At 61.6% G+C, this 25,307-nt stretch carries 22 protein-coding genes and 1 riboswitch; of the genes, 14 read left to right on the forward strand and 8 right to left on the reverse strand.

The genetic code is table 11. The features are described 5' to 3' along the window. The first annotated feature begins 118 nt into the window (after positions 1 to 118). The 3 genes from relA (at position 119) to AB1462_RS11395 (ending at position 3,899) form a co-directional block, all read left to right on the forward strand. Positions 119 to 2,362, forward strand: coding sequence for a GTP diphosphokinase (relA, locus tag AB1462_RS11385; RefSeq protein WP_027603791.1), 2,244 nt, complete (start codon positions 119 to 121; stop codon positions 2,360 to 2,362). 132 nt (positions 2,363 to 2,494) lie between these two features. Then, on the forward strand, positions 2,495 to 3,328 hold the full coding sequence (gene mazG / locus AB1462_RS11390; protein ID WP_090400130.1) for a nucleoside triphosphate pyrophosphohydrolase: 834 nt from the start codon (positions 2,495 to 2,497) through the stop codon (positions 3,326 to 3,328). A 25-nt stretch (positions 3,329 to 3,353) separates the two neighbouring features. Beyond that, positions 3,354 to 3,899: a DUF2058 domain-containing protein gene (locus AB1462_RS11395; RefSeq protein WP_028617375.1), complete on the forward strand. Its 546-nt coding sequence runs from the start codon at positions 3,354 to 3,356 to the stop codon at positions 3,897 to 3,899. Positions 3,900 to 3,964: 65 nt separating this feature from the next. Here AB1462_RS11395 and AB1462_RS11400 read toward each other — a convergent pair whose 3' ends face one another. The 7 genes from AB1462_RS11400 to purM all read right to left on the reverse strand — a co-directional run bounded on the left by AB1462_RS11400 (position 3,965) and on the right by purM (position 12,497). Continuing rightward, a complete protein-coding gene (locus AB1462_RS11400; RefSeq protein WP_367246743.1) occupies positions 3,965 to 6,085 on the reverse strand; it encodes a TonB-dependent receptor in 2,121 nt (706 codons plus the stop codon). A gap of 11 nt (positions 6,086 to 6,096) precedes the next feature. Continuing rightward, positions 6,097 to 7,308 carry an MFS transporter gene (locus tag AB1462_RS11405; RefSeq protein WP_367246744.1) on the reverse strand — a complete coding sequence of 404 codons (1,212 nt, stop codon included), beginning with the start codon at positions 7,306 to 7,308 and terminating at the stop codon, positions 6,097 to 6,099. Beyond that, positions 7,298 to 9,223 carry an IucA/IucC family siderophore biosynthesis protein gene (locus AB1462_RS11410; RefSeq protein ID WP_367246745.1) on the reverse strand — a complete coding sequence of 642 codons (1,926 nt, stop codon included), beginning with the start codon at positions 9,221 to 9,223 and terminating at the stop codon, positions 7,298 to 7,300. Before AB1462_RS11410 ends, AB1462_RS11405 begins: the two co-directional genes overlap by 11 nt. A 381-nt stretch (positions 9,224 to 9,604) precedes the next feature. Further along, on the reverse strand, positions 9,605 to 9,793 hold the full coding sequence (locus AB1462_RS11415) for a hypothetical protein (RefSeq protein ID WP_033900685.1): 189 nt from the start codon (positions 9,791 to 9,793) through the stop codon (positions 9,605 to 9,607). 273 nt (positions 9,794 to 10,066) lie between these two features. After that, positions 10,067 to 10,780 carry a DUF3108 domain-containing protein gene (locus tag AB1462_RS11420; RefSeq protein WP_090400122.1) on the reverse strand — a complete coding sequence of 238 codons (714 nt, stop codon included), beginning with the start codon at positions 10,778 to 10,780 and terminating at the stop codon, positions 10,067 to 10,069. A gap of 8 nt (positions 10,781 to 10,788) precedes the next feature. Beyond that, positions 10,789 to 11,439 (reverse strand): phosphoribosylglycinamide formyltransferase, encoded by a 651-nt coding sequence (purN, locus tag AB1462_RS11425; protein WP_090400120.1) that lies wholly within the window; start codon positions 11,437 to 11,439, stop codon positions 10,789 to 10,791. Continuing rightward, a complete protein-coding gene (purM, locus tag AB1462_RS11430) occupies positions 11,439 to 12,497 on the reverse strand; it encodes a phosphoribosylformylglycinamidine cyclo-ligase (protein ID WP_014719398.1) in 1,059 nt (352 codons plus the stop codon). Before purM ends, purN begins: the two co-directional genes overlap by 1 nt. Before the next feature lie 354 nt (positions 12,498 to 12,851). Between purM and AB1462_RS11435 the strand changes: the two genes are divergently transcribed. The 5 genes from AB1462_RS11435 to AB1462_RS11455 all read left to right on the forward strand — a co-directional run bounded on the left by AB1462_RS11435 (position 12,852) and on the right by AB1462_RS11455 (position 17,455). After that, the gene (locus AB1462_RS11435) at positions 12,852 to 13,892 is read left to right on the forward strand and encodes a DUF2066 domain-containing protein (protein ID WP_090400119.1); all 1,041 of its coding nucleotides are present in this window, start codon (positions 12,852 to 12,854) and stop codon (positions 13,890 to 13,892) included. Between the two features lie 42 nt (positions 13,893 to 13,934). Beyond that, positions 13,935 to 15,008, forward strand: coding sequence for an AI-2E family transporter (locus AB1462_RS11440; RefSeq protein WP_090400117.1), 1,074 nt, complete (start codon positions 13,935 to 13,937; stop codon positions 15,006 to 15,008). 203 nt (positions 15,009 to 15,211) lie between these two features. Beyond that, positions 15,212 to 15,916, forward strand: a complete 705-nt coding sequence (gene hda / locus AB1462_RS11445; RefSeq protein ID WP_027603798.1) for a DnaA regulatory inactivator Hda — start codon at positions 15,212 to 15,214, stop codon at positions 15,914 to 15,916. 213 nt (positions 15,917 to 16,129) lie between these two features. Then, positions 16,130 to 16,774 (forward strand): NlpC/P60 family protein, encoded by a 645-nt coding sequence (locus AB1462_RS11450; RefSeq protein ID WP_315338273.1) that lies wholly within the window; start codon positions 16,130 to 16,132, stop codon positions 16,772 to 16,774. A gap of 144 nt (positions 16,775 to 16,918) precedes the next feature. Then, entirely contained in the window at positions 16,919 to 17,455 is a 537-nt protein-coding gene (locus AB1462_RS11455; protein ID WP_090400115.1) for a C40 family peptidase, read from the forward strand. 134 nt (positions 17,456 to 17,589) lie between these two features. Here AB1462_RS11455 and AB1462_RS11460 read toward each other — a convergent pair whose 3' ends face one another. Continuing rightward, positions 17,590 to 18,903 (reverse strand): sorbosone dehydrogenase family protein, encoded by a 1,314-nt coding sequence (locus tag AB1462_RS11460; RefSeq protein WP_259193672.1) that lies wholly within the window; start codon positions 18,901 to 18,903, stop codon positions 17,590 to 17,592. A gap of 99 nt (positions 18,904 to 19,002) precedes the next feature. After that, positions 19,003 to 19,262, forward strand: a riboswitch (cobalamin riboswitch). A 72-nt stretch (positions 19,263 to 19,334) separates the two neighbouring features. Between AB1462_RS11460 and cobO the strand changes: the two genes are divergently transcribed. Genes cobO through AB1462_RS11490 form a run of 6 tightly spaced genes read left to right on the forward strand, consistent with a single transcriptional unit; the run spans position 19,335 to position 25,274 of the window. Further along, a complete protein-coding gene (gene cobO, locus AB1462_RS11465; protein ID WP_027603802.1) occupies positions 19,335 to 19,946 on the forward strand; it encodes a cob(I)yrinic acid a,c-diamide adenosyltransferase in 612 nt (203 codons plus the stop codon). After that, positions 19,943 to 21,292, forward strand: coding sequence for a cobyrinate a,c-diamide synthase (locus AB1462_RS11470; protein ID WP_367246747.1), 1,350 nt, complete (start codon positions 19,943 to 19,945; stop codon positions 21,290 to 21,292). The genes cobO and AB1462_RS11470 overlap by 4 nt, the downstream gene beginning before the upstream one ends. Further along, complete coding sequence (gene bluB, locus AB1462_RS11475; RefSeq protein WP_090400109.1) at positions 21,289 to 21,939, forward strand: 5,6-dimethylbenzimidazole synthase; 651 nt, start codon at positions 21,289 to 21,291, stop codon at positions 21,937 to 21,939. The genes AB1462_RS11470 and bluB overlap by 4 nt, the downstream gene beginning before the upstream one ends. Then, positions 21,936 to 22,844 carry an adenosylcobinamide-phosphate synthase CbiB gene (cbiB, locus tag AB1462_RS11480; RefSeq protein ID WP_367246748.1) on the forward strand — a complete coding sequence of 303 codons (909 nt, stop codon included), beginning with the start codon at positions 21,936 to 21,938 and terminating at the stop codon, positions 22,842 to 22,844. The genes bluB and cbiB overlap by 4 nt, the downstream gene beginning before the upstream one ends. Then, positions 22,837 to 23,826, forward strand: a complete 990-nt coding sequence (gene cobD / locus AB1462_RS11485) for a threonine-phosphate decarboxylase CobD (RefSeq protein WP_259193669.1) — start codon at positions 22,837 to 22,839, stop codon at positions 23,824 to 23,826. The genes cbiB and cobD overlap by 8 nt, the downstream gene beginning before the upstream one ends. Then, positions 23,823 to 25,274, forward strand: a complete 1,452-nt coding sequence (locus AB1462_RS11490) for a cobyric acid synthase (RefSeq protein WP_090400103.1) — start codon at positions 23,823 to 23,825, stop codon at positions 25,272 to 25,274. The genes cobD and AB1462_RS11490 overlap by 4 nt, the downstream gene beginning before the upstream one ends. The last annotated feature ends 33 nt before the right edge of the window (positions 25,275 to 25,307 follow it).

Below are 25,307 nucleotides of genomic sequence, written 5' to 3' on the forward strand. Positions count from 1 at the left end.
CCGTTTAATCCGACTGGCCTGCGATCTCCAAGGCCTATGATCTGCTACGGAGTTCGCAGTAAAAAGGTCGGCGATGATTTTGGCGCATCCAAGGTGCGTCGTAGGGAAGGTAAGCAAGATGGTACAGGTGAGAGCACACCAGCCGATCAACACCGACGGCAGTATCAATCTCGAGGCATGGCTGGATCATGCCATCAGTGTCGACCCGGCACTGGACCGTGAAGCCTTGAAAGCAGCCTGCGAGTTCGCTCGTGAGTCTGAGCAACAAGACAATGCAGCGAAGAACCTGTGGGCCGAAGGCACTTCCAGCTTTCGCACCGGGTTGGAAATCGCCGAGATCCTTGCCGATCTCAAGCTGGACCAGGACTCGCTGATCGCCGCCGTGCTCTATCGCGGCGTGCGTGAAGGGCACATCCAGTTGCCGACCGTCAGCCAGCGTTTTGGCGCGGTTGTGGCCAAGCTGATCGACGGCGTGCTGCGCATGGCTGCCATCAGCGCTAGCCTCAGCCCGCGCCAGTCCATGGTGCTGGGCACCCAGGGCCAGGTGGAAAACCTGCGCAAGATGCTGGTGGCGATGGTCGACGACGTACGTGTCGCCCTGATCAAGCTGGCCGAGCGCACCTGCGCGATCCGTGCGGTGAAGACCGCCGACGACGAAAAGCGCAACCGCGTCGCCCGCGAAGTCTTCGACATCTACGCGCCGCTGGCCCACCGCCTGGGCATTGGCCATATCAAGTGGGAGCTGGAGGACTTGTCCTTCCGCTACCTCGAACCTGATCAATACAAACAGATCGCCACGCTGCTGCACGAGCGGCGGCTCGACCGCGAGCGCTTTATCAGCGACGTGATGGGCCAGTTGCGCGCCGAGTTGCAGGCCACCGGTGTCGACGCCGACATCAGCGGCCGCGCCAAACACATCTATTCGATCTGGCGCAAAATGCAGCGCAAGGGCCTGGCCTTCAGTCAGATCTACGACGTGCGCGCCGTGCGCGTGCTGGTGCCGGAAATGCGCGACTGCTACACCGCGCTGGGTATCGTCCATACGCTGTGGCGGCACATTCCCAAGGAGTTCGACGACTACATCGCCAACCCCAAGGAAAACGGCTATCGCTCGCTGCATACCGCAGTGATCGGCCCCGAGGGCAAGGTGCTGGAGGTGCAGATCCGCACCCACGCCATGCACGAAGAGGCGGAGCTGGGCGTGTGCGCGCACTGGCGCTACAAGGGCACCGACGTCAAGGCCGGGTCCAACCAGTACGAAGAGAAAATCTCCTGGCTGCGCCAAGTGCTGGAATGGCACGAAGAACTCGGCGACATCGGCGGCCTGGCCGAACAGTTGCGTGTAGATATAGAGCCGGACCGGGTCTACATCTTCACCCCCGACGGCCATGCCATCGACTTGCCCAAGGGCGCTACGCCGCTGGACTTCGCCTACCGCGTGCACACCGAGATCGGCCATAACTGCCGGGGCGCCAAGATCAACGGGCGCATCGTACCGCTCAACTACAGCCTGCAAACCGGCGAGCAGGTCGAGATCATCACCAGCAAGCACGGCACGCCGAGCCGCGACTGGCTGAACCCGAACCTGGGCTACATCACCACATCGCGGGCGCGGGCCAAGATCGTGCATTGGTTCAAGTTGCAGGCGCGCGACCAGAACGTCGCCGCCGGCAAGACCCTGCTCGAACGCGAACTGGGTCGCTTGGGCCTGCCGCAGGTGGACTTCGACAAGTTGGCCGAAAAGGCCAACATGAAGATTGCCGAAGACATGTTCGCCGCCCTCGGTGCCGGCGACCTGCGCCTGGCGCAACTGGTCAACCTGGCCCAACAACTGGTCGAGCCGGAGCGCGGCAACGAACAACTGGAGCTGATCCCACGCAAAGCTACCGGCTACAAGCCCGGCAAGCGCGGCGATATCCAGATCCAGGGCGTCGGTAACCTGCTGACGCAAATCGCCGGTTGCTGCCAGCCGTTGCCGGGGGATGCCATCGTCGGCTACATCACCCAGGGCCGTGGCGTGAGCATTCACCGCCAGGACTGCGCCTCGGTGCTGCAACTGGGTGGGCGCGAGCCGGAGCGGATTATCCAGGTCAGTTGGGGCCCGGTGCCGGTGCTCACCTACCCGGTGGATATCATCATTCGTGCCTACGACCGTTCCGGCCTGCTGCGTGACGTCTCGCAAGTGTTGCTCAATGAGCGCATCAACGTGCTGGCGGTCAATACCCGCTCGAATAAGGAGGACAACACTGCGTTGATGTCCCTGACCATCGAGATTCCGGGCCTGGACGCACTGGGGCGATTGCTGGGGCGGATTTCGCAGTTGCCGAACATCATTGAGACGCGGCGCAACCGCACCCCATGATTCGCGGAATGAATGCAGGCTAAATGTGGGAGGGGGCTTGCTCCCGATAGCAGGCTGTCAGTTGATACATCGGGTGGCTGACGCACTGCTATCGGGAGCAAGCCCCCTCCCAGACTGATCGGACACAGAAAGATGTATTCACTTGAAGACCTGCTGCACCTGATGAGCCGCCTGCGGGACCCGCAATACGGGTGCCCGTGGGACATCAAGCAAACCTACGCCACCATTGTCCCGCACACCCTGGAAGAGGCTTACGAAGTGGCCGACGCCATCGAGCGCGGCGACTTTGATCATCTGCAAGGTGAGTTGGGCGACCTGTTGTTCCAGGTGGTGTACTACAGCCAACTGGCGCGGGAAGAGGGGCGTTTCGAATTTGCCGGGGTGATCGACAGCATCACCCGCAAGCTGATTCGCCGTCATCCCCATGTGTTCCCGACCGGTGATCTGTATGCGCCACTGGATATTCCTCAACTGAGCGAAGAGCAGGTCAAGGAGCGTTGGGAGCAGATCAAGGCCGAGGAGCGCGCGGAAAAATCCGACGCGCCGGAGCAACTGTCCCTGCTGGACGATGTGCCGACCGCCTTGCCGTCCTTGTCCCGGGCCGCCAAATTGCAGAAGCGCGCGAGCCAGGTCGGCTTCGACTGGCCATCGGCCTTGCCGGTGGTGGATAACGTGCGCGAAGAGCTGGACGAAGTGCTCGAAGCCATGGCCGATAACGACGCGGTAGCCATCGCCGATGAAGTCGGTGACCTGCTGTTCGCGGCGGTCAACCTGGCCCGTCACCTCAAGGTCGACCCGGAAACAGCGCTGCGTGGCGCCAATGCCAAGTTCGAACGACGTTTCCGATTTATCGAACAGGCATTGCGCGATATGCATCAACCCATAGAAGATTGCACCCTCGAAGAGTTGGACGCCCTGTGGGGCGAAGCCAAACGTCAGGAAAAGAACGTGTCCAGCTGCGGTTGAGCAGTTGCCTAAGTGAGTAAGCACCATGAGCCTTTCCCTTCGCGACCAGTTGCTCAAAGCAGGTCTGGTCAACCAAAAGCAGGCCAAGCAGGTCGGCAAAGAAAAACAGAAGCAGCAGCGGCTGGTCCACAAGGGCCAGATCGAGGCCGATGACACCCAGGCCCGCCTGGCCGCCGAGGCGCATGCCGAGAAGGTCAAGCGTGACCAGGAGCTGAATCGCCAGCAACAGGAAAAAGCCGAGGCCAAGGCCCGTACGGCCCAGGTCAAGCAACTGATCGAGACCTCACGCCTGCCTAAGCTGACCACCGAGGACTACTACAACTTCGTGGATGACAAGAAGGTCAAGCGCCTGTCGGTCAACACGTTGATGCGCAACAAGCTGAGCAACGGCTCCCTGGCCATCGTGCATCACGGTGGTGGCTACGAGGTGATCCCGCGTGAAGCCGCGCTGAAGATCCAGGAGCGCGCACCGGAGCGTATCGTGCAGCTCAACATCCTCACCGAAAGCCAGGTGCCGGATGAAGACGATCCCTACGCCGCTTACCAGATCCCGGATGATTTGATGTGGTAAGGCGGTAAAACAACAAACCCCGCTCAAAAGGCGGGGTTTGTGTTTTAGCCTGCAGCGTCAGGCTGTTACCAATCCACTGCATAACTCATGCTGAAGGTGCGACCCTCGGCGTTCGGGTAAGGCGCGCGGGCGTTGGCTTGGGCAAACATGTTCTGGTAGTTACGGTTGCTGAGGTTGTACACCGCACCTTCCAGGCGACCCACCGGCAGTCTGACGGAGCCCAACAGGTCGACCAGCGTGTACCCTTCGATATCGCGGCCGTTGTTGTCCTTGAACGCCGCGTCGTAGTCGGCCAGGCGCATGCCTTGCAAGCGCAGGCTGTAGTCGCCACGGTCATAGCCAACAAAGGCGGTCGTCTTGGCGGGGGCGATACGTGTTGCCGGCAAGTCGATCCATTGTCCGTTCTGGCGGGTTTCGCCTTTGGCGTAAGCATAAGTACCACCCACCGACCATTGATCGGTGACGTTGTACGTCAGGCTGGTTTCGATACCGCGTACGCGTTCTTTCTGGTTCACCAGGCGCAACACACGATCAGTGGCATCATAGAACTGAGTGACATCCGAGGTATTTTCATACGCGGTGACATTTGCCAGCCACTTGTCCCAATTACCACGCCAGCCCAGCTCGTAGCTGTCGACCTTCAGGGCCTGGGCATTCAGTTTTTGAATGTCGTAGGTGCTGTTGACGTCACGCAGGAAGCGCTGGATGTCCGGCAGGGAAAAGCCCTGGCTGAAGTTGACGAATACATCCTGGTTTTCGCTCAGGTGGTACACCGCCCCGAGGTTGTAGAGGGTGTCATCGTATTTGAGGGTGCCGCCGGGTAGTGTCGCGCGATTACCGGTCTGGACGATTTCGCCGTAAGCAGTGCTGTCGGCAATGTCGCTTTCGATCCACTCGCGGCGTACACCGCCACGCAGGGTCCAGTCACCGATGTCGTAGGACAGCTGGCCAAAGATGGCTTTGGTTGTTGTCTGGATGTCCGGCCCCAGTTCGAACGTGGTACCGGTCTTGGTGTAGGTGAGACCGTTGACCCGGTACTGGTCGCCACGCTGACGTGAGGTTTCATGATCATAATCGGCACCCCAGACCAGGTTGCCGGTCGCCGTGCCGATGTCCGGCATTTGCGTGTCGATGGCCGCTCGCAGGCCGTAAACATCTTGCACGCTGTTGTTGTCGGACACCCCCGCGCGGCCCCTGGACAGGTCGGGGAAGAACAACGCGTCGGCACGCCGCCAATAACTTTCAATCTGCAAGCCTTGGCCGTAGAAATCCTGATCGGCGTAATTGAGGTTCACTGCCTGGTTGTGGGTGTACGGTTGATCGTCCAGGTCCAGGCCTTTTACGGCGACGGCGGTGTTGGTGACGCGTGGGTTCTTGGTGTAACGCGTGTCTTGTTCGTCCTTGTAGTCTTGCAGGGACAGACTGATTTTCTTGTCGTCATCCAGCGTGTAGCCAAAGCGGCCTTGCAGGTCGTAGGTGTCGGTGTCCATGTTGCTGCCCTGGGACGTGTCCTGGGGAATGCGCTTGCCGTTGCCGTCGAACTGGTCATTGCGTTGCACAGTGTTGGCCGACAGATACCAATCCACCGGGCCGCTGCGGCCCGTGGCGCTTTGGAACGCTTCGTAGGAGAAACCTTTATGGCTGAAGTTGTTGCCGGTGGTCATGCCGATCTTGCTGCTCAACGCCAGGTCTTCACCTTTGTTGCGCTTGGTGATGATGTTGATGATGCCGCCTGACGCGCCCGCACCGTAGACACTGCTGGCGCCGGAAATGACTTCGATACGCTCGATGCTTTCCGGCGCAACGCTGTTGAGCTGGCGGAAGTTGTCACGTGTGGCGTTCTGGGATACCCCGTCGATCAGGATCAGGGTACTGCGGCCGCGAAGTGTCTGGCCGAAGTTGCTCATGCCGCCGCTGGAAGGGGCGATGCCCGGTACCAATTGCCCGAGGATGTCTGCAACTCGGCGGCCGGCACCCGCTTGCTGGCGGATCTGGTCTTCGTTGATCACCTGCACCGAGCCAGGAATCGCCGCGATGCTGGTTTCACTGCGCGTGGCCGACACTACCGTTGCCTGCAGTTGCAGGTTGGTGGTGGCGGCTTGCGTACCTTCATTCTCATCGGCCCAGGCAGGCACGCTTATCGACCCTAGAAGCGGCAGCAGAACTGCCAGTTGCGATTTGTTCATGACCTTGCCTTTCAGTTATTAGAAGTATTGACAGAAAAACCGGATGTCTCAGGTGTTCGGGTGAACGAACGGATTGCGCGGATGCCCAGGGCGGCCAAGGCGTAAGTGAGCGCCACCAGCCAGAAGCTGTGCGCCAGACCCACGATTCCCATGCCGATACCGCCCATCAGCACGCCGCACAGCGCGCCGGCTTTGGCGGCGCTGTTGCCCAGGCCCAGGGCGAAGCCCTGCTGACTGGGCGCAACGGTGTTGGCGATCAACGTGTAGGCGACCGGCAGCAATGCACCCTGCCAAACGCCCCACAGTAGCCGGCTGGTGAGGAATCCCAGCCATTCGCTGGCCAGTGCCGTAAACGCCAGCGTCAAGGCACAGGACCACGTGACCCACTCGATGACGCGCAACGTGTGCGCCGGTTGATGCCGGTCGAACAGGCGCCCCCATAACGGTGCGGACAGCGCCAGGGTCAGTGCGCTGGCGGCATAGCTGGCGCCGATCAGCCACGCGGGGGCGTGTAACACGTCGGCGATGTACAAGGCGTAAAACGGCTGGGGCATCATCTTGGCCGCCTGGATCAACACGATGATTCCCAGCATCGCACCGAGCCAGCCTTTAGGCAGCGCGGTCGGTTTTGCGGTGCGTGCTGGTCGTGATCGTGGTGCGTCGGTGGGCAAGAACAGGCTGATCACCGCGCACAACACACACACCGCAGTGGCGCTGTAGCACAGCAGTGCAAAGCCCGAGACATCCATTAACCAGCCGCCCAACACCGGCCCGGCCAGAGAGCCCACGGCAGTCGCCGATTGCAGTCGAGCCAGAATGTGCCCGCGCCCGCCGTCGCCGCAGCAGGCCAGTGCATAGGCTTGCGCCGCTGCGATAAAACCGGCCAGTGCCCCTTGCGCTACCCTGATTGCCACGAGCAGCCAGGGATCGAAGGTAACGGCGGCCAGGCCCTGGCATACCGCCAACGCCAGCAGCGCCCGGATGATCATTGGCTTGTGCCCGGTACGGTCACCCAGTCGCCCCCACATGGGGGTCAGGATCATTGCCGCCATCATCGGCCCTGCGTACACCAGCGAGGACAGCAGGCCGGTGTACTGGGCATTGGCGACGCCGAGCAGTTTCTGGATTTGCAGCGGCCAGAAAGGTCCACTCATTTCCATGGCACCCATCGACACCAACTGAATCACCACCAGCAGCCGCAGTGCGGTGTTGTTAGCCGGCATTGGCGGCGGCGCTCAGCGGGTTCGGCAAGCGCCCGACGATATCGGCATGGCTCTCCAACAGACGCATGCGCATGAACGACTTGGCTGGCCAGTCCTGCTCCAGCAAAGCCTTGCGCTCGGTCTCCCAGCGTTGTGGTTCGACGTCGTTGCGCAAGTCGTCGAAGCACTGGCTGACCTGTGCCGACAGTTCGTTCCAGAGCAGCACTTGGGGCACGTCGAAGTGGCGTGCGCTGAGCAACACGAGTTCGCCCAGGTGGCACATGAATACGGTGTGCAACAGCTTGTCGCGCACGAAACCGGCATCGTCGTACAGGGTCATCTTGGGATCGTGCAGTTCGATGTCCAGGCCATGGGCGTGCAAGGTTTTGCGGTCGATCCGGATATCCCCGAAATCACGCAATAGCAGGCGGCTCAACTGCCCGTCAGCCGCCATGACCATGAAGGAATTCTGCTGATGCGCTTCGAAGGCCACGCCATAACGCAAATACATGCCCAGCAGCGCCGGTACGGCAATCGAGGCGTAATCCCGAAAGAAGGCGAGCAGGGCATCTGTGTCGTCCTTGCCTTGGCTCAGTCGTACCCATTGGCGCAGCAGCGGCTGCCCGTGCTGGTCGACCGCGAACAGGCTGCCTACCGGCACGGCCATTTCGCCCGGTTGGAGCAGGCTCTGGGGGGCGTCACGGTACAGTACGGCCAGGTGGCGAGAGTGTTCGTCATTGATCGGTTGCGGCTTGAAATGCACGCCGATCCGCTCGGGGACGATGCTGAGGATCTTCTGGATCGCCGGCTCACGCTCCAGGATCGCCAGCAGCAGGTGGCTGATCCGCGGGCCCATGCGCGCCGAACGTGGTGAAACAGTGCGCTGCACACTGGTCAGGCGCAGTGAAACTGGAAGTTTCACCATCGGTGCGTCACACCGACCTTCAGGCACCACGGTCCTGAACGACATGGTTGGGTGGGCGGTGAACGCAACGATATCAGTCAGCACCAACAATCGATCGCCAATTTCGTTGGCGAATAGTTGAGGTAATTCCTGGCGCGCCTGCCAAGGGTGAGCGGGCAGTGGCAGATAATCCCCAGCCTCAAGGCCTTGAGCGGTCAACTGCGCCGTCAGTTGCCGGGCGGCCTGGGGGAAATGTTGTTGCCACCATTGCCAGTAATCTGCGGTGCCCGCCAGCATTTCGACATGGGCGAATTGGCGATGCAGAGCGCACAGGAATACCGGAAAACGTGCTTCGAATTCCGGTGAGAAATCGATGACCTGATCGGTATTCAAACCCAGTTTGGTCTTGTAGTTGGGGTGCCAGGGATGGCCCAGCGTGCCCCATTGCTCAAGCGTGGAGGTCGGATTGGTCACGCTGGGGTCATGCTTGAGGTAGCTCAAGAGGTTGCTTTGGTGTGTCGGGCCCATGGCCGTATGGAGCTTGAGTGTCCATTGCTCATGAAAGGCGAGGCACAGCGTGTCGTTGACAAAGCTGTCGTCGATTTCGGTGTTGAGGCGGTCCAGGACTTCCGGGTCTGCAGGTGATTCGAGGCTGCGGTTTAGCAGTGTCAGTAACTGCGACGGGAACTGAATATTCAGGTCAGGATGATCATCACGCAGCAGGGTGACCCGTCCACGCACGTCCCAGCTGGCCATGCGGCCGGGGCGCAGGTGCTCGAAACGCAGGCGGTTCTGGTCAGGCAGTGCGAGCCAGCATTGTCCGTGTTCGTCATAGGTGCGGGTGCTGGGGTCCAGCAATCCTTCACGAAACAGTGCTTGGATCAAACGTTGAAAGCTACGCTCGGCGGCGGGTGCCAGGGCGGTGATCAGAGCGTCGAGGGTGACGTTGTTAGCCTGAAATTGCGGGGTAGCAAGTGCTTCGCTCCAACGTTCAAGCAACGATTGTTCCGGGGTACGGCTGTGTCCGCGCATCAAGTGGAGTTCCCTATCCGTGAGCCTGGGTGAAAAGCGGCTGAATGTTATCGAGAACTATTACCAGTTGTCTATTTATTGTTACTTTCCTGCTGAAAGGATTTAGTCAGAGGCGCCAGGAGAGGAAGGTGGCGAACGATTCGGCTGACAAAAAAGCACTGTCAAGTGGCGTCTAGGCCTCTGTAACGGGCTACTTCAGCGTCTGAATATTGCCGTGGAGGAGGTGGGCGAGAGGGGCGTGAAATGTATATTTTTCAATACAATTGTCGAGGCTAAGGAAAAGACGCTCAGGATTAAAACGGCAAACCCCGCTCATTGGCGGGGTCTGTCATGTGCAGACGGCCTGGCTGCGTGGGCCGGCGTCTACTTGATTTCAGTGTTTCAGGAGCTTTCTGCCTGGCGTTTCATCTCAAGCGATTCAAGCTCGTTTTTATAATTATGAGCATCGCTCTCGTTGTGAAACATGCCGACCAGCAGGTCTTGTTGGTGGACATCCCAGATATGAATCCCATGGCCCAGCGCTTCGTGGGACATATGTTCGTCGTCGCGTTCAGTTACTTTTACAGTCATCTGCTTGCTCCAATCTATGGTGGGTGTGCGGCAAGTCGTCGCAGGTCTTTTTATACGGTTTGTTAGCTTGCTAAGTAAACCGCTTTAGAGGTTTATGACAGAAGTTTCATGTTGGGCGCCATCGGGAGCAAGCCCCCTCCCGCAGGGGGAAGTGTTCGCGGTTCAAATGTGGAAGGGGGCTTGCTCCCGATGACGGCAGACACTTGAACCCAAAACCCCCAGACGAAAAAAAGCCCCGCATTCAGCGAGGCTCTTCTCAGCTCATCAATCCAATCAGCTGCCCTTGATGGCCTTGCCGTCAACGGTGCCGTCTTGCAGCATGATGTTGTATTCCTTGCCGTCGGTTTCCACCTGACGCAGGGCTACCAGGATGCCACCCAGATCCTTGGCAAACCACATCTGGGTGATGCGCTTGCTTTGAGTCGGGTCGCGTACGCGCTCAACCTTGATCGCGTCAATGCTGCCGACCTTGGTCTGGACTTTTTCCGGGCCGATCACACGGAAGTCGTAAGTGTCGACGTCGGTGCCTTCAACCACGTTGTAGCTCATGCTTTTCTTGCCGGCTGCGACGTCGCGCTGCAGGGCCAACTGGTAGGTCGACTTGTCGAGCATGCCGCTTTGCAGGGGGACGTTGACCGGGTCTTTGTTTTCAAAGCCCGTGACTTTTTTGGTCGACGGGTCGAAGTCCAGGTTGATCTTCTTGGTCTTGCCCAGGCCGCCGCGTTCGAAGGAGTAGCTCTTCGGTTGCAGGGCGTCCTTGTCAAACAGGATCACGCTGGTTTCGGTCAGGCTGGCGATCATCATGGAAGCCTTGAAGTTCAAGGTCCAGGTGCCGTCACCATTCTTGGTCAGGCTGCGTTCTGCCGAACCACTCATGGGCAACTGTTTCCAGTCGGCGGTGTAGCTGGCGGAGAACGGGTGTAGATCTGCCGCTTGCACGGCAGGCAAGGCGAACAGCGCAAAAGCGAAGAGCAAGGCGCGACGCATAAAATCTCCTAGGTTCGAATCAAGTGGCCGCTGGCCGCAAGTAACTGACCGTCCAATAATGCACCCTGATTACCAAGAATCAACCGCCCCTCGGCAAACCAGCGAACAGCCAGCGGGTAAATCCTGTGTTCCTGGGTATGAACCCGTTGCGCAAGTGTCTGCGCCGAGTCGTCAGACTCTACCGGAACCACTGCCTGTACGACCAGAGGCCCGCCATCGAGTTCCTCGGTGACGAAGTGCACGCTGCAGCCATGCTCGCTGTCACCCGCATCCAGCGCGCGCTGGTGCGTGTGCATGCCTTTGTACTTGGGCAAAAGGGAAGGGTGGATATTCAGCAGCCGCCCTTCGTAGTGCCGCACGAAATCGGCGCTGAGGATGCGCATGAAACCGGCCAGTACCACGAGCTTGGGGGTGAAAGCGTCGATCAGTTCGACCAAGGCGCTGTCGAAGGCCTCGCGGCCTTCGAAAGCCTTGTGATCCAGCGAGCGGGTTTCGATACCCGCGTCCCTGGCGCGTTGCAGGCCGTAGGCGTCGCTGCGGTTGGAGATCACCGCAGCGATGCGCACCGGGCTGTCGCCGGTGCGCGTGCTGTCGATCAGGGCCTGCAAGTTACTGCCGGTGCCGGAGAGCAGCACCACGACATCACAGGTCTGAGGCATCAGTGAGCCTTGAGGTTCTTCAGTTCAACCTGAGCCGCGCCTTCGGCAGCGGTGGCGATCTGGCCGATGACCCAAGGCTGCTCGCCCGCTTCACGCAGGACGTTCAGCGCGGTTTCAACGTGTTCCTGCGCCACGCAGATCACCATGCCCACACCGCAGTTCAGCACGCGGTGCATCTCGGTTTCATTGACGTTGCCTTTCTCTTGCAGCCAGTCGAAGACCGCAGGACGCTGCCAGCTGGCCACGTCGACGATCGCCTGGGCGCCTTTTGGCAGTACGCGCGGGATGTTGTCCAGCAGGCCGCCGCCGGTGATGTGGGCCATGGCCTTGACCGCGCCGGTGTCCTTGATCAGCTTGAGCAGTGGCTTGACGTAGATGCGGGTCGGGGCCATCAGCAGGTCGGTCAGCGGTTTGCCGTCGAGCTGGATGTTCTCGATGTCGGCACCGGACACTTCGATGATCTTGCGGATCAGCGAGTAGCCGTTGGAGTGCGGGCCGGACGATGGCAGGGCAAGCAGGGCGTCGCCGGCAGCCACTTTGGAGCCGTCGATGATTTCAGCCTTTTCGACCACGCCGACGCAGAAGCCGGCCAGGTCGTAGTCTTCGCCTTCGTACATGCCCGGCATTTCAGCGGTTTCGCCGCCGACCAGGGAGCAACCCGACAGTTCGCAGCCGGCGCCGATGCCGGTCACCACCTGGGTGGCGGTCTCGACGTTCAGCTTGCCGGTGGCATAGTAGTCGAGGAAGAACAACGGCTCGGCACCGCATACCACCAGGTCGTTGACGCACATGGCCACCAGGTCGATGCCGATGCTGTCGTGCTTGTTCAGGTTCAGTGCCAGGCGCAGCTTGGTGCCCACACCGTCGGTGCCGGAAACCAATACAGGCTGCTTGTAGCCGGCCGGGATCTCGCAGAGGGCGCCAAAACCGCCCAGGCCGCCCATGACTTCGGGGCGCGCAGTGCGCTTGGCAACGCTCTTGATGCGTTCGACCAATGCTTCACCGGCGTCGATGTCTACACCGGCGTCCTTGTAGCTCAGGGAGGGTTGCTTGCTCATGATCCAGGCCTTTAGGGGGGATTCAGGGGTAACGACCGAGCGGGCAGGCACTTTTGGTAAAAGGCCCAGCCGTTGACGGTCTGCGAAGGCGCGCGATTTTATCAGGCTTGAGGGGCAGCGGCCATCCTCGGGCCGACGGGCAGGGCCATATAGGCTAAAAAAACCAAGTCAAAAAGCCAATCGCCTCTGCCATGGCACGTATTAAGGTATAGCCTTGAATCCGCTATCGTTATGACGTAGCGAAAACTTACCAGGACCTTGTGAATGTTTTACCGGTCGCTGTGGTCACAGCCTTGGCAAACCGAGTTCACGCGGTCTGTTCCAGCCGCTAAATCTGTTGTTCGGGAATCCTCCATGCGTCTGTGTAAATTCTTCTTTGTAGGCTGTCTGTCGTTGGTCAGCCTGGCGAGTCATGCCGAAACCCTCAATGGTCTTTATCAAGTACTTGAACCGGTCAGCAGCCAGTCTCCGCAAGAGCGAGACCAGGCCACCCAGCGCGCGGTGCAGACCTTGGTCATTCGCCTCACCGGCGATGCCAAGGCTGCCGACGGCCCGGGCCTTGCGGCGGTTCGCAAGGACCCGCAGCAAATTATCAGCCAATACGGCTACGACGCCGGCCCACCCGAGAGCCTGCAAGTGGACTTCGATCCGGTCAGCACCGATCGCGTCTTGCGCGAAGCGGGCTTGTCGATCTGGGGCAGTAACCGGCCGTCGATCCTCGGCTGGTGGCTGAACGACTCCACCGAAGGCAGCAGCCTCGTCGGCGATGGCCAGGCTGCCGCACAGGCCCTGCGCCGCGCGGCACAACACCGTGGCTTGCCGTTGCGCCTGCCGCTGGGGGATCTGGATGAACAGGTCGTCGCCACGGCGCCGAATCTGGAAAGTGCCGATGCCACGCCGTTGCGCGCCGCGTCCGAGCGCTACGGTGCCGACGCCTTGCTCGCCGTGCATGCGCGCCAGGAAGGCAATCAATGGCAGGCCAAATGGCGCCTGTGGCTGGGTGACAAGAGCGAGCAGGGCACTGCGCAAGGCGCCGACACTGGCGCGCTGGCTGATGCGGTCATGCTGGCAGTCAGCCAAAAACTCGCGCCGCGCTTTGCGGTCAAGCCTGGCGTGAGCACCGAACAACTGCTGGAAGTGCAGGGCATGAACCTGGAGCGCTATGCGGCCCTGGGGCATCTGCTCGAGCCGTTTGGTGGCCAACCGCAGCGCGTGGAGGGGGATCGTATTGTGTATCGGGTCCACGGCAGCGCCGATCAGTTGCGTACCCAGTTGAGCCTGGCCAAGTTGCAGGAGGTGCCGGCAGGTGAGGCCCCCGCGCAGCAGCCCGTGGTCGATGGCACACAACCGGCAGCGGCTCCTGAGCCCCAGGCGCAACTGCGTTTTCGTTGGTAAACGTTCTTCCTATATAGATAGAAGCAGATAATGGAGTGGTTTATGGCGGATACGCGTCGTTGGGTGTGGCTTGGCGGGATCGTCCTGCTGTGCGTGTTTGTGTTCTTGCTGCATTCGATCCTGACGCCGTTCCTGGTTGCGTTGCTGCTCGCCTATCTGTTCGATCCCGTGGTGGATCGCCTGGAGAAAGCCGGTCTGTCGCGGACATTGGGTGTGGTTGCAGTGTTTGCGCTGTTCACGTTGATCATCACCGCGCTGGTGCTGGTGCTGGTGCCGATGCTGGCCAAGCAACTGTTCCGACTCTATGAGCTGGCACCGCAGATGCTGGACTGGCTGCAGCACACGGCGATGCCGTGGGCTCAAACCAAGCTCGGGCTGGCGGATGGTTTCTGGAAGTTCGACAAGGTCAAGGCGGCGATCAGCGAGCACATGGGCCAGACCACCGATATTGTGGGTGTGATCCTCAGCCAGGCGACCGCGTCCAGCCTGGCGCTGATCGGCTGGCTGACCAACCTGGTGCTGATTCCGGTGGTGGCGTTCTACCTGCTGCGCGATTGGGACATCATGATGGCCAAGATCCGCAGCCTGCTGCCGCGCAACCGTGAAGAGCGCATCGTGGCCCTGGCCGGCGAGTGCCATGAGGTGCTTGGCGCCTTTGTGCGCGGGCAGTTGCTGGTGATGCTGGCGCTGGGGATCATCTACGCGGCAGGCTTGATGGCCATCGGCCTGGAGCTGGGCTTGTTGATCGGCCTGATCGCCGGCCTTGCCGCTATCGTGCCGTATATGGGCTTTGTGATTGGTATCGGTGCGGCGCTGGTGGCCGGGCTGTTCCAGTTTGGCGGCGACCTTTACCCGATGCTGGGGATTGTCGCGGTGTTCATGGTCGGCCAGGCCTTGGAGGGCATGGTGCTCACGCCGTTACTGGTGGGGGACCGGATTGGCCTGCACCCGGTGGCGGTGATCTTTGCGATCCTGGCGGGCGGCGAGCTGTTCGGCTTTACCGGCATCCTGCTGGCACTGCCGGTGGCGGCGGTGATCATGGTGCTGGTGCGTCATGTGCACGATCTGTACAAGGATTCCGACGCCTATACGGGGGTCGAAGACCCCGACCTGTAAACGCTGCGTCACAAACCCGGCTTCGGCCGGGTTTGTTGTTTGTGGGGCTATGGCGTCAAACAATCCGCGTAAAACCGGCAAGTTAACGCAAACCTTTGATTTTGCTTGTGGTCTGCTGCATTGTGCGCCCGGCGTCACGGGTATAAACTTTGCAAACTTTACACAGAGGCCACTAACGGTTCGATGGGAGCCGTTCAGTCAGCATGAAACCGATTCAGCTGCCCTTAGGTGTGCGTCTGCGTGATGACGCTACCTTTATCAATTACTACCCAGGCGCCAATGCCGCTGCACTCGGCTATGTCGAGCGGCTCTGCGAAGCCGACGCCGGGTGGACCGAAAGCCTGATCTATCTGTGGGGTAAGCACGGCGTAGGGCGTACCCACCTGTTGCAGGCCGCTTGCCTGCGTTTCGAGCAGATGGGCGAGCCGGCGGTTTACCTGCCCCTGGCCGAGTTGATGGATCGCGGTATCGGGATCTTCGACAACCTTGAGCAATATGAGCTGGTGTGCCTGGACGATCTGCAGGCAGTGGCCGGCAAGGCGGATTGGGAAGAGGCGCTGTTCCATCTGTTCAACCGCTTGCGTGACAGCGGCCGGCGCTTGTTGATCGCCGCCTCTACCTCGCCACGCGAGTTGCCGGTGAAACTGGCTGACCTCAAGTCGCGCCTGACCCTGGCGCTGATCTTCCAGATGCGCCCGCTGTCCGACGAAGACAAATTGCGCGCCCTGCAATTGCGCGCATCCCGTCGCGGCCTGCACCTCACCGATGAAGTCGGGCACTTTATCCTCACCCGTGGCACCCGCAGCATGAGCGCGTTGTTCGATTTGCTCGAACAGCTCGACCAGGCCTCTTTGCAGGCCCAGCGCAAGCTGACCATCCCCTTCCTCAAGGAAACCCTCGGCTGGTAGCCCGCCCTTTGTTTTCGGGGCTTTCGGCGAATTACAGGCGCCAGAAAACCCGCGTTTGGGCCGGTTTGGCCACGCAAATGGGTTGCATAGGGTGTTAAGGGCTTAGATGTCATAGTCCAAACAAGAAGTCACATAAAATACGATTGAATTTGCAAATCGATGTGATAGAGGGCATAGTCTCGACTTCTTTACACATCAGCCACGGTCGTGCCCATGCTAAATCGCTTCGCACCCCTCGTGCCCCTCGCACTCGTTACCCTGTTGTTTGGTTGCGCCTCCCACCCTCAACAGGTGGTTGAGCAGCAAAAAACTCAACAACAGTCCCAGGCAAAATTCGTTGCTGCGCAGTCTGCTTCTGTTTATGAAGAGACTCTTTATAAAGAAGAGCAAGCAACCGAAAAGGAACTGGCCGCTTTCTCCGGCAACAAGCCTTACCAGCTTCCAGTTCTGGCCGACAGCATCCTCGAACGCGGCATGTCCCTGATCGGTACCCGTTACCGTTTCGGCGGTACCTCTGAAGCCGGTTTCGATTGCAGCGGTTTCATCGGCTACCTGTTTCGTGAAGAAGCTGGCATGAACCTGCCACGCTCCACTCGCGAAATGATCAACGTGAAAGCACCGTTGGTCGCACGCAACAACCTCAAGCCCGGTGATCTGCTTTTCTTCAGTACTGCAGGCCGTGGTCGTGTGAGTCACGCCGGTATCTACCTGGGCGATAACCAGTTTATCCACTCCAGCAGCCGTCGCAGTGGCGGTGTTCGAGTCGACAGCCTGGGCGACAGCTACTGGAGCAAAACCTTCATCGAAGCCAAGCGCGCACTCGCCATGGCCCCGACTACGGTTACCGCCAGCAAGTAAACTTAAAGTGTTACTTGAAGTTTGACGTGTAAGCGCTAGAATCCCTGGACATTGTTGTAATCCGTTCGCGCGAGCTTTGCTTGCGCGTTCTGGTTTTCAGCGTTCGGCAGCGATAGCCGCATCCAGACCAGGATTGTTCTGCACATGTCGACCTCAGCCCGCCTGATCCTTATTCTCTGCGCCGCGCTTATCAGCGCCTGCGCCAGCCGGCCGCCACCCGCTCCCGTTGCGGTCAAGCCCAAGCCGCTATTCAACTATTCCACCCAGAATTTCTCGCCTGCGGCCGAAGACGTGCTCTTTCGTGCGCTGGGCCTGGTCGGCACGCCTTACCGTTGGGGCGGCAACACGCCGGACTCGGGTTTTGATTGCAGCGGCCTGATCGGCTTCGTCTTCCGCGACGCCGCCGGCATCTCCCTGCCGCGCACCACCCGCGAACTGATCGTGATGCGCGCCCAGGATGTCAGCGAGCAGAACCTGCAGACCGGCGACCTGCTGTTCTTCGCCACCGGTGGCGGTTCCCAGGTCAGCCACGCCGGGATCTATGTGGGTGAAGGCCGCTTTGTCCATGCGCCGCAAACCGGCGGTACGGTGAAGCTGGATACTTTGTCCAAGGCGTATTGGCAGAATGCCTACCTGAGCGCCAAGCGTGTGTTGCCGGCCAATCTGGCACGCAACCCCTGAACCAAACACCGAACTAAATGTGGGAGGGGGCTTGCTCCCGATAGCAGTGGGTCAGGCACAGATACTGTGACTGATACTTCGCTATCGGGAGCAAGCCCCCTCCCACATTGGTTTTATGTTGCGTCTGGGGGCGTTTATTTAGCCGCCGACACCCGCCACACCTTATTCCCCACGTCATCCGCCACCAGCAAATCCCCTTGCTGATCAATCACCACGCCCACCGGGCGGCCCATGGCTTTCTCATCTTTATCGAGGAACCCGGTCAGCACATCCACCGGCTGGCCTTTAGGCTGGCCTGCCTCGAACGGCACGAAGATGACCTTGTAGCCACTGTGCGGCTTGCGATTCCACGAACCATGCTGTCCGATGAACGCGCCATTGCTGAACGGCGCCGGGAGTTTGCTGCCCTCGGCAAATGTCAGGCCCAAAGAAGCGGTGTGAGGCCCGACCGCATAGTCCGGCGCAATTGCCTTGGCGACCAGGTCCAGGTTTTGCGGTGTGACGCGCACATCCACATGCTGGCCGTAATAGCTGAACGGCCAGCCGTAGAACCCGCCGTCCTTGACCGAGGTGATGTAGTCCGGCACCAGGTCGCTGCCGATCTCATCGCGCTCGTTTACCGCTGTCCATAGCTTGCCGCTCTGGGGTTCCCAGGCCATGCCGTTAGGGTTACGCAGGCCGGAAGCAAAAATGCGGTGCTGGCCGCTGGCGCGATCCACTTCCCAGATGGCCGCCCGGCCCTGTTCCGCTTCAAGGCCGTTTTCGCCGACGTTACTGTTGGAGCCGACGCTCACATACAGTTTGCTGCCGTCCTTGCTGGCGACCACGTTCTTGGTCCAGTGGTGATTGATGCTGCCGCCCGGCAGGTCGACCACCGTGGTGCCAGGTGCCTTGATCGCGGTTTCGCCCGCTTGATAGGGGAAGCGCAGCAGCTTGTCCGAATCGGCCACGTACAGGTCATTGCCGACCAGTGTCATGCCGAACGGTGAGTTGAGGTTTTCCAGGAACACCGTGCGGGTCTCGGCGACGCCATCGTGATCGGCATCGCGCAGCAGGGTGATGCGGTTCGGGCTTGGTACCCCGGCGCCGGCACGGCCCATGACCTTCTCCATGACCCAGCCGCGAATGCCCGTGGAATCGTCCGGCTTGGGCGGCGCATTGGTTTGCGCCACGAGCACATCGCCGTTGGGCAGCACATACAGCCAGCGCGGGTGGTCCAGGCCTTCGGCGAACGCCGCCACTTGGGTGCCGGCCGCGGCTGTCGGCTTCACGCCCTCTGGCCAGCCGATTGCCGGGGCGATGTTCACGGTGGGGATCAGGGTTTTGTTCGGCTCTGGTAGCTGGGGCGACGGCCCGGTGCCATCGGACACCTGCAGGGTGGAGCTTTCACCGCAGGCGGCGAGGCTGCCGGCGAGCATGATGAGTAGGGCGAATCTGGTTTTTTGCATGGTGTTCTCCTTGATACCTGTAAGGGTAGAGGAGAGCGGCGGTGCGATGGTTCAAGTGCAAGGCCAGCTTTAATTGACGCTCCACCCCCAACCCACTAACCTTCGCGGCTTGTTCCAGGTGCTCTGTGACCCATGGGTCGACAGAGTGAAACAGGGAAGCCGGTGAGTGAGCGCACTTGTACACAGTGCTGCCGCGATTCCGGCGCTGCCCCCGCAACGGTAAATGAGTCAAGACGGTGCCTTTTGCCACTGTATCGCCCGCGATATGGGAAGGCGCGCCGTCGGCGTGTTCGCGCTGTAGATGAGAACAAGCGCGCCACTCATGAGCCCGGAGACCGGCCTGGATCATCCAACAGCATCACGGTGGGCGATGCTTGGCTGTCTGTTTTTTCCTGCCTGCCGTTTTTGTCCAGCCCCAACGGAGAGCTGCCATGACCGATACCCCCGACCGCGACGAACGCCACCTGGCGCGCATGCTGCGCAAAAAAGCCGTGATCGACGAGCGCATCGCCAATTCCCCCAATGAGTGCGGCTTGCTGCTGGTGCTGACCGGCAACGGCAAAGGCAAGAGCAGCTCGGCATTCGGCATGCTCGCGCGCGCCATGGGCCACGGCATGCAGTGCGGTGTGGTGCAGTTCATCAAGGGGCGCAACAGCACCGGTGAGGAGTTGTTCTTCCGCCGCTTCCCCGAGCAAGTGCGTTTCCACGTGATGGGCGAAGGCTTCACCTGGGAGACCCAGGATCGCCAGCGTGATATCGCCGCCGCTGAAGCCGCCTGGGCCGTCTCCCGTGAACTGCTGCAAGACCCCACCATCGGCCTGGTGGTGCTGGATGAGCTGAACATCGCCCTCAAGCATGGCTACCTGGACCTCGATCAGGTACTCAGCGACCTGCAGGCCCGTCCGCCGATGCAGCACGTGGTCGTCACCGGCCGTGGCGCCAAGCCTGAATTAATCGAGATGGGCGACACCGTCACCGAAATGGGCATGCTCAAGCACGCGTTCCAGGCCGGTATCAAGGCACAGAAGGGCGTCGAACTTTGAATCAGCCCCGTCATTGCCCGGCCGTCCTGATCGCCGCACCGGCGTCCGGCCAAGGCAAAACCACCGTCACCGCCGCGCTCGCCCGTTTGCACCGCAACCTGGGGCGCAAGGTGCGTGTGTTCAAATGCGGCCCGGACTTCTTGGACCCGATGATCCACGAGCGCGCCAGCGGTGCGCCGGTGTATCAATTGGACATGTGGATGGTAGGCGAGCAGGAAAGTCGCCGCCTGCTGTGGGAAGCGGCGGGGGAGGCCGACCTGATCCTGATCGAAGGTGTGATGGGCCTGTTCGATGGCACGCCGTCCAGCGCCGACCTGGCGCGGCATTTCGGCGTGCCGGTGCTCGGTGTCATCGACGGCACCGCCATGGCCCAGACCTTTGGCGCCCTGGCCCTCGGCCTGGCGCGCTATCAGCCGGACCTGCCGTTCGCCGGGGTGCTGGCCAACCGCGTCGGCACCCTGCGCCATGCGCAACTGCTGGAAGGCAGCCTGACCGAAGGCCTGCGCTGGTATGGCGCATTGTCCCGCGAAACCGGGATCGAACTGCCCAGCCGCCATTTGGGCCTGGTGCAGGCCAGCGAGCTGAACGATCTCGACGTGCGCTTGGACGCCGCCGCCCAGGCATTGGGCAGCAGCTGTGAAGTCGCATTGCCGCCACCGGTGACCTTCGCCGCACCAGCAGTGATCGAGGCCGAGCCGTTACTGGATGGTGTGCGCATTGCGGTGGCCCGTGACGAAGCCTTCGCCTTCACCTATGGCGCCAGCCTCGACCTGTTGCGGGCGATGGGCGCCGAGTTGCGCTTCTTCTCGCCGCTGCATGATCGCCAATTGCCCGACGCCGACAGCCTCTATCTGCCCGGCGGTTACCCGGAACTGCACCACCAGGCGCTGTCGGAAAACACCCTGATGCTTGAAGCCATTCGTAACCACCATGCCGCCGGCAAACCCTTGCTCGCCGAGTGCGGCGGCATGCTCTACCTGCTGGATTCGCTCACCGATGTCGACGGCACCCGCGCCGAACTGGTCGGCCTGCTGCAAGGCGACGCGGTGATGCAAAAGAAACTCGCGGCCCTGGCCCTGCAAAGCGTAGAGCTGCCGGAAGGCGTGCTGCGCGGGCACACGTATCACCATTCCCTGACCAGCACCGAGTGCCAGCCGATTGCCCGTGGCCTGAGCCCGAACGGTGGGCGCGGTGCCGAAGCGGTCTTCCGACAGGGGCGGATGACGGCCTCTTACGTGCACTTCTATTTCCCCTCGAATCCGACGGCGGTAGCCGCCTTGTTTGCACCGGACCGAGCTGAAACCCTATCCACTGTGGGAGGGGGCTTGCCCCCGCTAGGGCCATGACCGACAACGCTTTCCCCCAGGCCGACCGCGACGCCGTCTACCGCGCCATCGCCGAACGCCGCGACATGCGCCACTTCAGCGGCGGCGTGGTCGCCCCCGAATTGCTGCATCGCCTGCTCCAGGCCGCGCACCAGGCCCCCAGCGTTGGCCTGATGCAGCCCTGGCGGTTTATCCGCATCAGCGACCGCGCGTTGCGAAGCCAGATTCAACACCTGGTGGAAGAAGAGCGCGTGCGCACCGCCGAGGCATTGGGCGAGCGCTCCGACGCGTTCATGCAGCTCAAGGTCGAAGGTATCCACGATTGCGCCGAAGTGCTGGTGGCGGCGTTGATGGATGACCGTGAGCGCCACATCTTCGGACGGCGCACCCTGCCGGAAATGGACCTGGCGTCGCTGTCCTGTGCGATCCAGAACCTGTGGTTGGCTGCCCGGGTCGAGGGGCTGGGCATGGGCTGGGTCTCGCTGTTCGAACCCCAGGCCCTGGCCGACCTGCTGGGCCTGCCGCCCGGCGCGAAACCCCTGGCGGTCTTGTGCCTGGGGCCGGTGACGGAATTTTACCCGGCACCGATGTTGCAGCTCGAAGGCTGGACCGAGCCTCGGCCGTTGAGTGACATGTTGTATGAAAATGCGTGGGGAGTGAGTCAATGAGTGTGGCCTTGCTGTGTGTCGCCGCGGTGGCGCTGGATGCGCTGTTGGGCGAGCCCAGGCGCTGGCATCCGCTGGTGGCGTTCGGTAATTTTGCCGGGCGCATCGAGCAGCGTTTCAACAGCGGTGGCCGTGGCTGGCGCAGCCATGGCGTGACCGCATGGTTTATCGCCGTGGTGCCGTTGACCCTGCTGGCTACCGCGTTGTCGTGGGCGCCGTATATCGGCTGGGTACTGGAGATCCTTGCGTTGTATTGCGCCCTCGGCATGCGCAGCCTCGGCGAACATGTGATCCCGGTGGCCCAGGCCCTGCGCAGCGATGACCTCGACGCGGCCCGCACGCGCGTGAGCTACCTGGTCAGCCGCCAGACCAGCGAGCTGGACCGCACCGAAGTCGCCCGCGCCGCCACCGAGTCGGTGCTCGAAAACGGCAGCGATGCGGTGTTTGCCGCGCTGTTCTGGTTTGTCGTCGCCGGCGTGCCGGGCGTGGTGCTCTACCGCCTGAGCAACACCCTCGACGCCATGTGGGGCTATCGCAATGAACGCTTCGAGCGCTTCGGGTGGGCCGCGGCCAAGATCGATGATGTCCTCAACTATATTCCGGCACGCCTGGTGGCCTTGACCTACGCCGTGCTGGGCAAAACCCGCTTGGCCCTCAAATGCTGGCGCACCCAGGGGCCGACCTGGGACAGTCCCAATGCCGGACCGGTGATGGCGGCCGGTGCCGGTGCGTTGGGCGTTGAGTTGGGCGGCGCGGCGATTTACCACGGCGAGGTGCACCATCGCCCGCAACTGGGCGAAGGCCCGGCAGCGGATGCCGACTCTATTGATCGCGGCTGGCAGCTGGTGCAGCGCGGCGTATGGTTGTGGCTGCTGATTCTATGCGTGGGGGGGCAGTTTTATGCTTGAGCACGGTGGCCGGCTGCGCAAGGCAGCGATTCAGTACGGGATTGCCGAGGCCGATTGGCTGGACCTTTCCAGCGGCCTCGCGCCTTGGCCGTGGCCGATCCCCGAGATTCCGCTGCGGGCCTGGGCGCGCTTGCCGGAATCCGACGACGGCCTGGAACAGGCGGCCAGCGAGTATTACGGCGCCGCGCATCTGCTGCCGGTGCCCGGCTCGCAGGCGGCGATTCAGTTGCTGCCGCGCCTGCGCCGCGCCGGCAAGGTCGGCGTGCTGTCGCCGTGCTACGCCGAACACGCCGAGGCCTGGCGCCGTGCCGGTTACGTGGTGCGTGAGGTGCAGGAGCAGGAAGTCGACTTCTTCCTCGACGGCCTCGACGTGCTGGTGGTGGTCAATCCCAATAACCCCACCGGACTGAGCCTGACCCCGCGACGCCTGCTGGACTGGCACTCAAGGCTGGCCCAGCGCGGCGGCTGGCTGGTGGTGGACGAAGCGTTCATGGATGTCACCCCGCAGTTGAGCCTGGCGAGCCAGGCCCATCAGGTCGGCCTGATTGTGCTGCGCTCGTTCGGCAAGTTTTTCGGCCTGGCCGGGGTGCGTCTGGGCTTTGTGCTGGCCGAGCGCAGGCTGCTCAAGCTGCTGGCCGAACAGGTCGGGCCGTGGGCCGTCAGCGGGCCGACGCGGGTGCTGGGCCAAGTGTGCCTGCGCGATACCGCCGGCCATGCGCGGCAGCGGGTACGCTGCATCGAGGCCGCCCAGCGCTTGTTTGAAATGCTCGAGCGCCGTGGCTTTCAACCCCAGGGCGGCTGCGCGTTGTTCCAATGGCTGATCACCCCGCACGCCGAGCGCATGCACGAATTCATGGCCCAGCGCGGCATCTTGCTGCGTCTGTTTGTGCACAACAGCAGCGTGCGTTTTGGCCTACCTGACACCGAGGCCGATTGGTTGCGCCTCGACGAAGCGCTGGCTGCCTATAAGGACGCCTCATGAGTACGCTGATGGTGCAAGGCACCACCTCCGATGCTGGCAAAAGTACCCTTGTCACCGCGTTGTGCCGTTGGCTGGTGCGCCAGGGTATTGCAGTCGTGCCGTTCAAACCGCAGAACATGGCGCTCAACAGCGCCGTGACGGCCGAAGGCGGCGAGATCGGCCGCGCCCAGGCGGTGCAGGCCCAGGCGGCCAACCTGGCGCCCCACACCGACATGAACCCGGTGCTGCTCAAACCCAACAGCGACACCGGCTCCCAGGTGATCATCCATGGCCGCGCAGTGACCAGCATGAACGCGGTGGCCTATCACGACTACAAAGCCATCGCGATGCAGGCGGTGCTGGCTTCCCACGCGCGGTTGAGCGAAGCCTACCCGGTGGTGATGGTGGAAGGTGCAGGCTCCCCAGCCGAGATCAACCTGCGCGCCAACGACATTGCCAACATGGGCTTCGCCGAGGCCGTCGACTGCCCGGTGCTGCTGATTGCCGATATCAATCGCGGCGGCGTGTTCGCCCATCTGGTGGGCACCCTGGAATTGCTCTCCCCCAGCGAACAGGCGCGGGTCAAAGGTTTCATCATCAACCGCTTTCGCGGCGACATTGCACTGCTGCAACCCGGCCTGGATTGGTTGCAAGCACGCACCGGCAAACCGGTGGTGGGCGTATTGCCCTACGTGATGGACCTGCACCTGGAAGCCGAGGACGGCATCGACCAGCGCCAGATCGACAAGGCGGCGCAGGTGCTCAAGGTGGTGGTGCCGGTGTTGCCGCGCATCAGCAACCATACGGATTTCGATCCGCTGCGCCTGCACCCCCAGGTGGATTTGCAGTTCATCGGGCCGGGCCAGCCGATTCCGGCCGCCGACCTGATCATCCTGCCCGGTTCGAAAAGCGTGCGCAGCGACCTTGCGTACCTGCGGGCCAATGGTTGGGACACTGCCGTGGCGCGGCACTTGCGCTATGGCGGCAAGGTGCTGGGGATTTGCGGCGGCTTGCAGATGCTCGGTGAGCAAGTGCACGACCCGTTAGGTTTGGAAGGGCCAGCCGGTTCCAGCGACGGCCTGGGGCTGCTGGCGTTCAGCACCACCCTGGAAGAAGAGAAGCAACTGCGTAATGTTCGCGGGCGTTTGTTGCTGGAAAATGCCGAGGTCAGCGGGTATGAGATCCATGCGGGCGTGACGTGCGGCGCTGCCCTGTCGAACGCCGCCGTGCTGCTGGATGACGGTCGCAGTGACGGCGCGCAAAGCGCTGACGGGCAGATTCTCGGCACGTATCTGCACGGCTTGTTCGAGACCCCGGCGGCCTGCAGTGCGTTGCTGCGTTGGGCTGGGTTGCAGGATGTGCAGGAGGTGGATTATCACGCTTTGCGCGAGCGCGATATTGAGCGGTTGGCCGACCTGGTGGAGAACCATTTGGATACTGATTTATTGCGCAAGCTGTGCGGGGTTTAACGGTGTGCATGCGATCCAAATGTGGGAGCAGGC

Origin of the sequence: Pseudomonas sp. SB113 (genome assembly GCF_040754745.1) — a bacterium.
Classification (GTDB): domain Bacteria; phylum Pseudomonadota; class Gammaproteobacteria; order Pseudomonadales; family Pseudomonadaceae; genus Aquipseudomonas; species Aquipseudomonas grimontii.